The sequence below is a fragment of the Prolixibacter denitrificans genome, assembly GCF_003014495.1.
Classification (GTDB): Bacteria; Bacteroidota; Bacteroidia; order Bacteroidales; family Prolixibacteraceae; genus Prolixibacter; species Prolixibacter denitrificans.
Genome location: NZ_PYGC01000001.1, coordinates 483,746 through 497,593, shown reverse-complemented (window position 1 = coordinate 497,593; position 13,848 = coordinate 483,746). Strand labels below are relative to the sequence as shown.

The window sequence follows — 13,848 nt, the reverse complement described above, 5'->3', positions numbered from 1 at the left end:
CTGAAAGAGGACTCTGAATTAGTAAACAGTTTGCTGAAAAGATTTTCTGAATAGTGTGTCTTGGTTCCTCCGATGCTTCGGAGCCAGGTGGCACCACAAAGAGGGGAAGGTGAGAATCTTTCCCTCTTTTGTTTTTATCGAAGTTGATGGTATGGGCCTTCACTATGTATATATCATTTACTCAGAATCCTTTGACCGTTTTTATGTTGGTGAAACAGTAGATGTTGCTGGATGAATCAGGCAGCATAATACAGGATTTTATGAAGGTTCAAGTACGAAATATGCCAACGACTGGTCGTTGTACTTATCGGTACGGTGTGAAAACAGAATACAGGCCTTGAAGTTGGAGCGTTTTATCAAACAAATGAAAAGTAGAAAGTTTATTAATAAGCTGAAAGAGGACTCTGAATTAGTAAACAGTTTGCTGAAAAGATTTTCTGAATAGTGTGTCCTGGTTCCTCCGATGCTTCGGAGCCAGGTGGCACCACAAAGAGGGGAAGATGAGAATCTTTCCCTCTTTTGTTTTTATCGAAGTTGATGGTATGGGCCTTCACTATGTATATATCATTTACTCAGAATCCTTTGACCGTTTTTATGTTGGTGAAACAGTAGATGTTGCTGGACGAATCAGTCGGCATAATACAGGATTTTATGAAGGTTCAAGTACGAAATATGCCAACGACTGGTCGTTGTACTTATCGATACGGTGTGAAAACAGAATACAGGCCTTGAAGTTGGAGCGTTTTATCAAGCAAATGAAAAGCAGAAAGTTTATTAATAAGCTGAAAGAGGACTCTGAATTGGTAAATAGTTTGCTGAAAAGATTTTCTGAATAGTGTGTCCTGGTTCCTCCGATGCTTCGGAGCCAGGTGGCACCACAAAGAGGGGAAGGTGAGAATCTTTCCCTCTTTTGTTTTTATCGAAGTTGATTGTATGAATCTTCTCTATGTAGCGGTTATTACCAGAATGCTTATAGCAAGAAAGCGTTAGATTGGAAACTCTTTTGTCTTATGAATTTATCAACCAATTTTCTTCCAGATCATTCGATTTAAATTGCTCGTTATTATGCTTTCAGATTACGTTTAATAAATCCTTAATTTGTTCATTCGGTCCAATATGCTGGTTTTATTCCTCGCTTGAAAATCATAATTTTGCGACGATTAAAGTCGTTAATTAAACAAGTAGAATTCAAGATGGCAAACGTTAAAAAGACCATGCTCATGATCCTCGATGGATGGGGGATTGGTGACAAATCGAAAGGCGATGTAATTTACAGTACTCCCACACCATTTATCGATGAGCTTTGGAATAATTATCCTCACAGCGAATTATTAACCTCCGGCGAAAATGTTGGTCTGCCCGACGGCCAAATGGGAAACTCCGAAGTCGGACACCTTAATATTGGTGCCGGCCGTGTCGTTTACCAAGATTTGGTGAAAATCAATAAGGCGATCAGGGATAAATCCCTGTGGAGTAATCCGGAACTGCTCAAAGCTTATGATTATGCTAAAGCGAATGACAAGCAGGTTCACCTCATTGGCCTGATTGGCCCCGGCGGTGTGCATGCCCTGAGCGATCACATGATTGCCCTGGCTCAGATTGCTACTGAGAAAGGATTGGAAAAGGTATTTGTTCATGGCCTGACCGACGGTCGGGATACAGATCCCCGTTCCGGTTACGGATTTGTGGAAAGCGATTTGAAAGGCCTGGAAAAAACCAATGCCCGTTTTGCTTCACTGGTTGGGCGTTATTACGGAATGGATCGCGACAAAAACTGGGAGCGTATCAAACTGGCATACGACCTGTTGGTAAAAGGCGAAGGTAAGAAGAGCAAAGATATTCTAAAGTCTATACAGGAATCATATGACGAAGGGGTAACAGACGAGTTCATTAAGCCAGTCGTAATGGTCGACGAAAATGGCGCTCCACTAGCTACAGTTCAGGAAGGTGATGTAGTGATTTGTTTCAACTACCGCACCGACCGCTTGCGTCAACTGACCATGGCATTTACCCAGGAAGAACATCCGGAAGCCGGTTTGCATACCATGCCGGTTGAGTGGTATACCATGACCAATTACAATGCCAGCTTCAAAGGCGTTCACGTTTTGTTCGACAAAGATAATGTGGCCAACACCATGGGTGAGGTGGTTGCCAATGAAGGTTTGAAGCAAATCCGCATAGCTGAAACCGAAAAATATGCACACGTAACCTTCTTCTTTTCCGGCGGACGCGAACAAGAATTCGACGGAGAGAAACGCATCCTGATTCCATCGCCGAAAGTACCTACTTACGATATGCAACCCGAAATGTCGGCTCCGAAAGTGAAAGATGCCATCGTGAAAGAATTGAATGATAAATCAGCCGATTTCGTTTGTCTGAACTTTGCAAACGGCGACATGGTTGGTCATACCGGCGTTTATTCAGCTATTGAAACTGCGGTAAAAGCTGTGGATGCATGTGTGAAGGAAGTGGTTGAGGCCGCTCGTGCGAATGATTACGATGTCGTTATCATTGCTGATCATGGTAATGCCGATAATGCATTAAATGAAGACGGCAGTGAAAACACGGCCCACTCACTCAATCCGGTTCCCTGCATTTGGGTAACTGACAGCAAGGACAGGAAGCTGAACAACGGTATCCTTGCGGATGTGGCACCCACATTGTTGACTATCATGGGAATTAATGTTCCGAAAGAAATGACAGGAAAAGTTCTGATAGAGAATGCATAAATTGTTCTTACACGAATAAATAACGAACCGGGAGAGTGTTGCTTTCCCGGTTCTTTTTTTATTTTTGCCGACGTTCATCTCTGGGACTGAATCCCTGCAGGTGACTAACAGCTAAATAATAAACAGGTGATTGAGATAGGAAAAGCACTGATTAGTTTTGATGTGTTGGATCAACATTTTCTTTGCGATTTGTCGAAATGCAAGGGAGCTTGTTGTGTGGAAGGCGATAGTGGCGCACCATTAACAGAAGAAGAGGCAAAGATTATCGAGCGGATATATCCCGAAGTTGAGCCTTACCTTTCGGAAGAAAACAAGGCCCAGGTAAAGCGACAGGGTTTTTCCATTATCGATTCCGACGGTGATTTGGTAACACCCATTATCGGTAATAAAGAATGTGTTTATACCTACCGTGATGAAGCCGGTGTAGTGAAGTGTGGAATTGAACGGGCTTATCTTGATGGGAAAATCGATTTCCGAAAGCCGGTATCCTGTCATCTTTTCCCCATTCGGATAACCGAATACAAACGCTTTGATGCGGTGAATTATCAGGAACTGGATATTTGTAAGCCGGGAAAAGCCTGTGGACAAAAGGAACAGTTGCCTTTGTGGAAGTTTCTGAAAGAGCCTTTGATTCGTAAATACGGAAAAGAGTGGTACGAAGAGTTGCAATATGCAGCTGAAAATATGCCACGCGAGTAATTCTCCGGAAAATAAAGACATAAAAAGAGGCAGTCCCCATTTATCAGTGCTCATGGGAATTGCCTCTCTTCTTTTCAGGGGTTTATTGGTAAATGTCCTTTCCTTTTAAATAGCCGTCAGCGACAACGGTTTGTTCAATGTTGTCTTTTGTCACCGGGAGAGCATCGAGTAAAACGGCCGGTACGAGTCGTTTGCCATTACTAACGCGGTTATTACAGCCTTCGAATTTTTCTCCTCTGGCGAGTTTGACCGCAATTTCGGCTGCAGTAGAAGCCATTGTTCTAATCGGTTTATAAACCGTCATTACCTGGTTGCCTTTCACAATCTCACGTACGTTTCGGAGATCGGCATCCATTCCGGCTACAGCGATTTTCTTTTCCAGTCCCTGCTCTTTTAATGCCCGCAGAACCCCGTATGCAATCGCGTCATTACCGGCAACAATGGCATCTATCTGGTTGTTGTTTTCATCCAGGCATTCTTTTGCCATTTGGTAACCTTCATCTTCCGACCAGAATTTGGTGAATTTTCGGTATACCAGGTATATTTCATTCCGTTCGATGTAGGGTTGCAAAATGTTCATCTGACCGAGGTACAGCATCCGGCTGTTGTTGTCATTTTCCGAACCTCCAATCAAGGCATAATTTCCCTCCGGAACGAGGTTGACCATGTAATTGGCCTGCATTTCACCGATTTTGATGTTGTCGGTAGAGACATAGTAATCAACACGACTGTTGTTGATAAGGCGGTCATACGAAATAACCGGGACTGAGCGGTTGTGAGCCAAATCGACAATATTGGCGGCACTATACTGATTGACAGGAATGACAACAAGGGTTTGAATCTTTCTTTTTAGAAGGTCCTGAGCCTGTTGTATTTGTTTCTGTTCGTCGTTATCTGCGATAGCAACGAATACTTTCCCCCCCAGTTCGTTTACAGATTCAATAAAATATTTTTGATCATTCTCCCAACGTTCTTTGTCCAGACTGTGTATCAGCAAACCAACCTTAACTTTATCGCTCGAGCAACCAGCTAATATCAATCCAATGAAAAGAATGAAAAACCGCAGTGTACTTTTCATGACTAGATATTTAAAAAAGTTATCAAACAAGAATCAGGTACAGAACGCGAAATGTTCTTTAGAAGTAAGCAGAGGACCTGTTAGTCCTTAGGCAGTTCTGGTTTTCTTTTAATATAAATTTACGGATTAGGAAATAAAAAAACATTGAAAACGGGAGAAAACCGGTAAGTATTTAAAAACATAATAATTATAGACAGCAGAGTTCAATCAGAATTGACTCAAAATACCGAAAAAATGGGCAACGAAAATCAGAATCGTTTGGAGTTATTTGCTCAATGCCCTGGTTGTTATTTTACGCCGTCCCATTCTTTGAAAAACTCATCAAGAAAGTCTTCCATCACCTGATGACGACGTAGAGCCATCTCATAACCACTTTGTGTTTGCATCCGATCTTTTAACAAAAGCAATTTTTCATAGAAATGATTGATGGTATGCGATTGGTTTTGCTGATAGCTTTCAAAGCTTTGGTGCATTTCGGGCTTTGCATCCGGGTGGTAAATCAATCGATCGCGGCTTCCGCCGTAAGCAAACGTTCGCGCAATCCCGATAGCGCCAATGGCATCGAGCCTGTCTGCATCTTGCACAACTTTGCCCTCAATACTGGTCATTGGCGTTGGTACTCCGGCTCCTTTAAACGAAACATTCCGGGTGATATCCAGTATTTGTGAGTTCTCATCGCCGGAAAGAGGAAGGTTGCTCAGCCACTTTTCGACCTGGTTCCTGTTGCGATTCAGTTTCCAGTCGTCTAAATCGTGTAGCAATGCAGCCATTTCCACGACAAAAGTGTTGGCATGTTCTCTTTTGGCCAGTTCAAGAGCAAGATTCCTTACCCGATGGATATGCCACCAATCATGTCCTGAGCTGTCGCCCGAGAAGCGCGATTGAATGAAAACTTCTGTTTGTTTAACAATCTCTTCCTTATTGTGGCGATTCATTATATCAACTATTGAGTAAAGTTCGGATTGTATTCACAGGGAAAATACATATTATTGCCGATCATTTGACCTAAATGTTTGAAAAATCCTGAAGTTATTGATATTTAGACAAATATCGTATATTTGTGCCTGTGCAATTTATAATTCGTTCAAATAGATTTGAACTGCTTTTCAATGAATGAATTACACCTGAAGTCTAACGAAATCAGGTATGTTAAAGATGAAAAATCGTGGAACGGAAATTGCAGAGCATGTAGAAATATTATTTTTGGGGTTGGAGAAGAAAAAATGAGAAAACTGGATAAACTAACTATTCCGGAAATGCTTCGGAGTAGTTTTGCTGAATTTAAAGACGAGAAATCGCTTGTTTTTATTGGTGAAGACTACCGCACCTATACTCAATTGAAATCTGAAGTACAGAGAGTAGCAGGATTGCTGCGTGATTTAGGAATTGAACAAGGTGATAAAATAGGATTGTTGAGCAACAATATGCCCAACTGGGGAATTACATTTTTTGCCATATCATGGATTGGCGCGGTTGCAGTCCCCATTTTGCCTGATTTTTCACCGGCGGAAATAGAGAATATTTTAAAGCATTCGGATGCAAAAACACTTTTTGTGTCTGAAAATCTGTACAATAAGGTTCAGGAATTTGAATCGATTAAACTGAATCATGTGATTCTGGTCGATACATTTGCACTTATTCCTGAAAACCAAGCCAAGGAGGAGATAACGAATATTCCGTCGGCTTTGTCAGACGAAGTCGTTTGTGAGACATCAGTGGAGGTTGGTGAGGACGATCTGGCATCGATTATTTATACTTCCGGTACTACCGGAAAATCAAAAGGAGTGATGCTGACACACCGCAACCTGGTTTGGAATGCCCGCCAGTGTCATACGATTCAGGAGGTACGTTCAACCGATCGTTTCCTTTCGCTGCTTCCGTTATCACATACGTTTGAAAATACGCTGGGCTTATTACTTCCGATAATGTATGGTGCTTCGGTTTATTACCTGAAGAAGCCACCGACAGCAAGAGTATTGCTGCCTGCGTTGCAGGAGGTAAAACCAACGTTGATGCTATCAGTTCCGTTAATCATCGAAAAGATATACAAGCAGCAAATCTTGCCGAAATTCCAGAAGAACGGAATAATTCGGGCATTGTATAAAGTTCCTTTTATCCGCAAACAGTTACATCAGATTGCAGGTAAAAAGCTGTATGAAACTTTTGGTGGGAAGCTGGAGTTTTTTGGAATTGGCGGAGCCAAGCTTGACCGCCAGGCAGAAATTTTTCTGCGCGAAGCAAAATTCCCTTATGCAATTGGTTATGGATTGACCGAAACTGCGCCATTGCTGGCCGGTGCAGGTCCCGGGTGGACCAAACTGCAGGGAGTGGGTCCGGCGTTGGAAGGTGTACAAATAAAGCTCGATAATATCGATCCCAGAACCGGGGAAGGCGAGATTTTGGCCAAAGGGCCCAATGTAATGAAAGGATATTTTAAGGAACCCGAGTTGACGAAGGAAGTATTAACCGAAGATGGTTGGTTCCGTACCGGCGATTTGGGAGTCTTTGACAAGGAGGGCTATCTGCACATGAAAGGGCGGATTAAGAACATGATTCTGGGTGCTTCGGGCGAGAATATCTATCCGGAAGAAATAGAGTCGGTGATTAACAACTTCCGCCATGTGGTAGAATCGCTGGTAGTACAGCGAAAAGGCAAACTGGTAGCTTTGGTGCATTTAAATGTAGAAGAACTGGAAGAGAAGTATCATATGATGCGGGACCAGGCGGAACAGTTTATCAACGAAAAAGTCGATGAGACGTTGAAAGAATTGCAGTCCTACGTAAATTCCCGGGTGAGCAAGTTTGCCCAGGTTCAGTTGGTACTGGTTCAACCGACACCTTTTGAGCGTACACCAACGCAAAAAATTAAACGCTTCCTTTATTCCTGATAAGGAAAAGTGAACAAGATAAAAGGGGATGCCTTCGCAAAAAGGTGTCCCTTTTCTTTTTCATAAAATCTGCAACTGTTTTTTCTTTACAGGAAGAGGATATTTTTTCTATTTTGAAAAAAACGAACGTAGATGACATGAAGCAAAAGGTTGTTGTAGTTACCGGTGGCGCCCAGGGAATTGGACGCGGAATAGCGGAGAAATTTCTGAAGGAGGGCTGGAAAGTTGTCATTTGGGAAGTAGATGATGAAGCCGGACGCGAAATGAAGGAGCAACAAAACTCAGATGATTTTGCGTATTTGTTGTGTAATGTCGCTCATGAAGCAGCGGTCCGGTCGGCTGTTCAGAAAACGGTCTCGCTATTCGGGCGGATTGATGTGTTGGTCAATAATGCAGCGGTAGCGAAAAACAAACCAGTCACGGAGCTTTCGCTGGAAGAGTGGCAGCACGTTATTGACGTTAACCTGAATGGTCCCTTTCTTTGCTCAAAATATTGTGCCGGGGAGCTGAAGAAGAACAGAGGTGTTATTATTAATCTGTGCTCAACGCGGGCATTTCAGTCAGAGCCGGATACGGAAGCTTATTCGGCGTCGAAGGGCGGCGTATATGCTTTAACGCACTCGCTGGCGATGAGCTTAGGCCCTGAAGTCAGGGTAAACAGTATCTCGCCGGGCTGGATCGATGTTTCAGCATTGAAAAAGAAATCAGTTGCCAGTGAGGAAAAACTGACGAAGGAAGATCATTGGCAGCATCCGGCTGGCCGAGTTGGGAAGGTAGAGGATATCGCTGCCATGGCTTTTTTTCTTGCTCAGTCTGAAAACAGTTTCATCACAGGTCAGAATTTTGTGGTCGACGGAGGGATGACCCGGAAAATGATTTACCTATAAAAAACGGGAAGCGTCTGGCTCCCCGTTTCTGCATTTTTATTTGTCTTCTTATTTCGATGCGTTGACCAGGTTTCCCAGGAATTCCCTGACTGCAGCCACCGATTCGAGGTTGTAGGCGGCACTCGTGTGTTTTAAACCAACCTTGATGGTGATCGCTTCACGCGGAAGTTCTCGGAACATGTATTCATCCGTCCAGTCGTCTCCCATTGCCAACACGTAATCATAATCCTTCCCATGGAGGAAATTGAGAGCTGCGACACCCTTATTGATACCTCCGTTCTTCACTTCAATCACTTTATTTCCTTCCATGATCTCCAGGTTGTGATTCGAGACCAGGTTGGTTAACTCGTCTTTCAGTTCGTTGGCACGCAACTCACCTTGTTCGGGTTCCGCTTTGCGGTAATGCCAGACAATAGAATAGTTTTTATCCTCGATGAATGAACCGGGTGTTCTGTCGACAAAGTTTTCCAGAATCGGTCGGACCATATCAATCCATGAGTTACTGATGTTGGTCAGCGTTTTCCAGGTGCCACCGAGATTCTTGACCCAAACACCGTGTTCGCAGATGAGATTGACTTTGTGTCCTTCCATCCATTTTTCCAACGTTGCCCGGTCACGGCCACTGATCAGCGTGACATCGTTATGCTCGTCTTGTTCAAGCTGTTTGAGCAGGTTGTGAAGTTCTTCATCAGGTGAAGCATCCTGTGGATTTTTCCGGAAATTAGTTAATGTTCCGTCATAATCGAGGAAAATGGCTCTTTTCTTACTTTTCCTGTAATCAGCAACAAGTTGTTTCTGGATTTTGGAATTGATACGCTTTGCCAGGAAGTCAGATTGAATATCACGGGCAGTGTTCAGCGATTTCACGAACTCATTTGCCCACTTAAAAATATCATAGCGTTTGATACGATCCTGCAGATAACTCATGCGTTCGCGTTGCTCGTCCAACGGCATCGTTAGCGCCTGGTAAATGCTCTCGGCTGTATCGTTCTCGTCATTTGGGTTAATAATGATGGCTTCGCCCATCTCTTTAGCAACACCAGCCATCTCGCTGAGAATGATGACTCCACTTTTATTGGTCCGGGAGGCGACATATTCTTTAGCTACCAGGTTCATTCCGTCGCGAACTGGCGTAATCAACGCCACATCACAGGAACTGTATAACTCGATAAGGTTCTCGAAAGGTAACGAGCGATAGAAATACCAGACAGGCGTGTAGTTAATGCTACCGTAAAGCCCGTTGATGCTACCTACCAACTCGTCCACTTCTTTTTTCAATTGCTGGTAATGGTCAACTTGTCCGCGGGAAGGAACGGCGAGCATAACCAGCGTTACTTTGTATCGAAATTCGGGGTACTTTTCCAGGAAGCGCGCAAAAGCTTTCAAGCGGTTCGGTATTCCCTTCGTGTAATCGAGACGATCGATGGAGAGTATCAGGCGACGATCGGGTGAGGTGAGGAAATACTTCTCCAGCTCCTGGTGTAACCTTGACTTTTCTTGCAATGGCTTTTGATGAGTGGCCAATGCCGCATCGTGGAACTTGTCGTAATCGATTCCCATCGGGAAAGCGTCGGCCAGGATAATACGGTCTTCAACGTGAATTTGATTGAACGATATTTCGTAACCGAACAGCCGGCGAACCGTACTGAAAAAGTGTCGTTCGTAATCGTATACATGGAAACCGACCAAATCGGCTCCCAACATACCTTTTATAAGTTCTTTACGCCACGGCAACGTCCTGAAAACCTCGAATGAAGGGAAAGGGATGTGAAGGAAAAAGCCTATTGTAACATTAGGCATCTTCGACTTAATCATTTCGGGTACGAGAAGTAACTGATAATCGTGTACCCAGACTGAGTCGCCGTCTTCCAGGATGGAAATGGTCGCATCGGCCATTTTTTGGTTAACGGCTTTGTATACTTCCCAGGTTTCAGCGTTGAAATCAGCGAACTGGGTGAAATAGTGAAAGAGGGGCCAAATGGTTCGGTTGCTAAAGCCTTCGTAATAAAGATTGATCTCTTCGTGACTCAAATGTACCGGAATGCAATTTTCTTTTTCCAGTAGAGCATCAATTTGGTCGAGTTCTTTTGTTGAGTGGTCTTCTTTGGCCACTCCGGGCCAACCAATCCATGAGCCATGATAGTCTTTGTAAATTGATTTCATCCCGGTGGCCAGTCCTCCAACGCTCGGTTTCAGAGAAAAACCGTTTTCCGTATCTTTGATGCTGTACGGTAGCCGGTTTGAAACAATATGAATTTTGCTCATATAATTAGTTTATTTTTTTTGGATTTTTACTGATAATAGCCCTTTTTTGGCGATTAAACAAATTTGGCAGAAACAAAAACGGCAGAATGGATAATTTGAATTATGGAATTGTAGGGAATTGTAAAAGTGCGGCATTGATATCCAAAGATGGCTCAATCGATTGGTTATGTCTGCCCAAATTTGATTCCTCGTCAGTCTTTGGACGGTTACTGGATGATGAAAAGGGAGGGCACATGGCCATCCTGCCTGAAAAGCTAAACGAATCGAAACAGTTCTATCTTCCCAGAACCAATATACTTTGTACCCGGTTCGAGTGTGAAGACGGTATTTTCGAGGTGCATGATTTCATGCCCCGGTATGAGAATCAAAAGGAGAAATACTATTCTCCGCCCGATATTATCCGTTACTTCAAACATATTACTGGTAATCCTTCTTTTCGGATTGTGTACGATCCGAGACTCGAATATGCCGAGTTTGAAACCAAGACGGTAGTAAGCGACCATTACATAAAATCTAACACCACCAAAGGTCCCTATGACTCGCTCTACCTGTATACCAGTTTCGATAAGCAGAAATTAGTAGCGGGTGAAATCCTTCATCTTCCGGAAGATCAGTTTATCCTGGTGAGTTATAACCAGAAACTGTTAAGACAGGATGTGAAACGAGCCTACCTGAAGTTGATGCGGACACAGGTGTACTGGTTAAACTGGTCGGAGCGAACGACGCGGTTCAAGGAATACAATGACGAAATTAACCGGAGCGCGCTTACGCTGAAATTGCTGAGTTACGAAAAAACAGGAGCTGTGCTGGCAGCCCTTACTACTTCGCTACCGGAAACCATTGGTGAAGAACGAAACTGGGACTACCGTTTCTGTTGGATTCGCGATGCATCGATGGTGGTTCGTATCATGACGGGACTCGGTCATCTAAGTTTAACCCAGCGGTACCTCGATTTTATCATCAGCCTGCTGCCGGAGAAAGATGAGCGTATTCAAATCATGTATGGCATCAGTGGCGAGAAAAAGCTTTCAGAAAAGGTGTTGAAGCACTTGAAAGGCTATGAAGGCTCCTGCCCGGTTCGGATTGGAAATGCAGCTTATAAGCAGAAGCAGAACGATATTTACGGTATTTTGGTCGATGTTGTTTACCAGCAGTTTAAACTCTTCCCGGCCAGCCTGGAGTATAGCGAGGAGTTGTGGACGTTGGTCCGGAATATTGTGAAGATGGTAGAGCGAAACTGGCAAAAGCCCGATAAGGGAATTTGGGAGTTTAGGAATGAGAGCCGGCATTTCACATTTAGTAAAGTGCTTTGTTGGGTGGCCATCGATCGGGCGGTGAAGATTGGAAATTTGTTGAAGCAGGAAGAAGTGTTCACCCAGTGGGAAAAGTTGAGGGACCGTATTCGCGATAGCATATTGAAAAATGCCTGGTCGGAAGAAAAACAATCCTTTACCCAGGCTTATGGGAGCGATGATTTGGACGCATCTGTTTTGTTGATGGAATCTTATGGTTTTATCCAGGCATCCGATCCGCGCTTTAAGAGCACCGTGTTGGCTGTACAACGCGAATTGGAACACGACGGACTGATGTACCGGTATAAAAATGAAGATGATTTTGGAGAGCCTCAATCGGCATTTACGATTTGTTCATTCTGGTTGATAAACAGCTTGTACAAAATCGGATATAAAGAAGAGGCGCGCGAGCGGTTTAACCGTTTGTTATCCTATTCGAATCATTTGGGGTTATTCAGCGAAGATTTGGATTTTAAAACCAAGCGCATGTTGGGGAACTTCCCGCAGGCGTACTCTCACCTGGCGATGATTGAATCGGCTATAACCATTTCTGAAGGTGAATTGAGTCTCGAGGAAGTCATTAGGGAAGCCATAAAATAAACTTTAGTTTATGTAAAAAAAGAAACCGGGTTCTGGCCCTATTGCAGGGGAAGAACCCGGTTTCTGGTTGAAAACCTTTGTATACGGTTTCGTGGTTACTATAGTAAAAGGATCGGGTGCAATATAGCCGGATTATTCCGATGTCGGTTTGTTTTGTCAGCTGTTATACAATATATTTTATTATTTCGGAGAAGAATAGCATGTAGGACAACGGTAAACTTTTAAAGAGTTTTTGCGGTTGGGTGTTTATCGTATAAATTTAGCATAAATCGATAAAACTAACTGACATGAAAAGGATTACCGCGTTACTTCTGCTTGTTTTTCTGCTCTCTCCGGTTTTTGCACAACAGGAGAAATTGAATCCTGAACCACCTGTACGTGGCTTCTGCATCGCAGCACCCAAGCCGGCCGATCTGGATACATTTTTGGAATTTATTAACGATGTATTAGGCCCGGCAGGTGTCAATACGTTGGTTCTGCGCGTCGATTATAATTATCAGTATAAGAGTCACCCTGAATTGCGGGATGAAGATGCGCTTTCGCAGAATGATGTAGATCGAATAGTTGAGGCTTGTCACAATCATGAGATAGCTATTATTCCACAGGTTAATTTACTGGGGCATCAGTCCTGGGCATCCGATTTGGGAAATTTGCTGAAAGTGTATCCACAGTTCGATGAAACACCGGAAGTAAAAATGCCGGAAGAATACAAGTGGCCGAATAGCGATAGCCTGTATTGTAAAAGTTATTGCCCGTTGCACCCGGGAGTTCATAAGGTGGTTTTTGATGTTGTGGATGAAATTGTCGCCGCTTTTCATGCCAAAGCATTTCATGCAGGTATGGATGAAGTGTTCTACATTGGCGACCCGGATTGTCCCCGCTGTGCAGGGAAATCGAAAGCTAAATTATTTGCCGACGAGGTGAAACGCATTGATGACCATCTGGCGAAAAGCGGAACGGAATTGTGGATTTGGGGCGATCGGCTAATCGATGGTAAAACCAGTGGAATTGGTATGTGGGAAGGCAGTTTTAATAATACCTGGCCTGCAGTCGATATGATTCCGAAAGATGTGGTTATTTGCGATTGGCATTATGTGAAAGCAGTTCCCACTGCACCTTATTTTGCACAAAAGGGATTGCGGGTTGTCAGTTGTCCGTGGAGAAAGGCGGATGTCGCTCTGCAGCAACTGGACGATATGAAGAATTTCCGTCAGCAGTCGCCGTCGCCAATGAATCAGAATTTTTTGGGGGTAATGCATACCGTTTGGACTCCGGCCGAAAGTTTTCTTCGTCGTTGGAAAGAAAATGAACAGCCGGAAAATGGCTTAAGTGACATCGGGTGCTTTAAAGCTTTGTCCAAAGCATGGACCGGGAAATAATGTAAAACAACCATTCTTTATTCTAACAATC

General features: G+C 43.6%; 10 protein-coding genes. 7 read left to right on the top strand and 3 right to left on the bottom strand.

Going from position 1 to position 13,848, the window contains the following annotated elements; translation table 11 throughout:
- The first annotated feature begins 500 nt into the window (after positions 1 to 500).
- From CLV93_RS02210 to CLV93_RS02200, 3 genes are all read left to right on the top strand, one after another.
- Positions 501 to 836, top strand: coding sequence for a GIY-YIG nuclease family protein (locus CLV93_RS02210; RefSeq protein ID WP_211297721.1), 336 nt, complete (start codon positions 501 to 503; stop codon positions 834 to 836).
- A gap of 357 nt (positions 837 to 1,193) precedes the next feature.
- Positions 1,194 to 2,729 carry a 2,3-bisphosphoglycerate-independent phosphoglycerate mutase gene (gene gpmI / locus CLV93_RS02205; RefSeq protein WP_106540530.1) on the top strand — a complete coding sequence of 512 codons (1,536 nt, stop codon included), beginning with the start codon at positions 1,194 to 1,196 and terminating at the stop codon, positions 2,727 to 2,729.
- A gap of 126 nt (positions 2,730 to 2,855) precedes the next feature.
- Positions 2,856 to 3,428, top strand: a complete 573-nt coding sequence (locus CLV93_RS02200) for a DUF3109 family protein (RefSeq protein ID WP_106540529.1) — start codon at positions 2,856 to 2,858, stop codon at positions 3,426 to 3,428.
- 82 nt (positions 3,429 to 3,510) lie between these two features.
- Here CLV93_RS02200 and CLV93_RS02195 read toward each other — a convergent pair whose 3' ends face one another.
- Together CLV93_RS02195 and CLV93_RS02190 are read right to left on the bottom strand one after the other, a co-directional pair.
- Complete coding sequence (locus CLV93_RS02195; protein WP_106540528.1) at positions 3,511 to 4,506, bottom strand: sugar ABC transporter substrate-binding protein; 996 nt, start codon at positions 4,504 to 4,506, stop codon at positions 3,511 to 3,513.
- Between the two features lie 287 nt (positions 4,507 to 4,793).
- Positions 4,794 to 5,441, bottom strand: a complete 648-nt coding sequence (locus CLV93_RS02190; RefSeq protein WP_106540527.1) for an HD domain-containing protein — start codon at positions 5,439 to 5,441, stop codon at positions 4,794 to 4,796.
- A gap of 288 nt (positions 5,442 to 5,729) precedes the next feature.
- Here CLV93_RS02190 and CLV93_RS02185 point away from each other — a divergent pair, with 288 nt between their 5' ends.
- Complete coding sequence (locus CLV93_RS02185; protein WP_106540808.1) at positions 5,730 to 7,394, top strand: AMP-binding protein; 1,665 nt, start codon at positions 5,730 to 5,732, stop codon at positions 7,392 to 7,394.
- A gap of 137 nt (positions 7,395 to 7,531) precedes the next feature.
- Complete coding sequence (locus CLV93_RS02180; protein WP_106540807.1) at positions 7,532 to 8,281, top strand: SDR family oxidoreductase; 750 nt, start codon at positions 7,532 to 7,534, stop codon at positions 8,279 to 8,281.
- A gap of 48 nt (positions 8,282 to 8,329) precedes the next feature.
- On the opposite strand, the gene CLV93_RS02175 is transcribed toward CLV93_RS02180, so the two are convergent.
- Positions 8,330 to 10,546 carry a bifunctional alpha,alpha-trehalose-phosphate synthase (UDP-forming)/trehalose-phosphatase gene (locus tag CLV93_RS02175; RefSeq protein WP_106540526.1) on the bottom strand — a complete coding sequence of 739 codons (2,217 nt, stop codon included), beginning with the start codon at positions 10,544 to 10,546 and terminating at the stop codon, positions 8,330 to 8,332.
- 86 nt (positions 10,547 to 10,632) lie between these two features.
- On the opposite strand from CLV93_RS02175, the gene CLV93_RS02170 reads away from it, so the two are divergent.
- The gene (locus CLV93_RS02170; RefSeq protein ID WP_106540525.1) at positions 10,633 to 12,438 is read left to right on the top strand and encodes a glycoside hydrolase family 15 protein; all 1,806 of its coding nucleotides are present in this window, start codon (positions 10,633 to 10,635) and stop codon (positions 12,436 to 12,438) included.
- 287 nt (positions 12,439 to 12,725) lie between these two features.
- Positions 12,726 to 13,817, top strand: a complete 1,092-nt coding sequence (locus tag CLV93_RS02165; protein WP_106540524.1) for a family 20 glycosylhydrolase — start codon at positions 12,726 to 12,728, stop codon at positions 13,815 to 13,817.
- Positions 13,818 to 13,848: the final 31 nt, after the last annotated feature.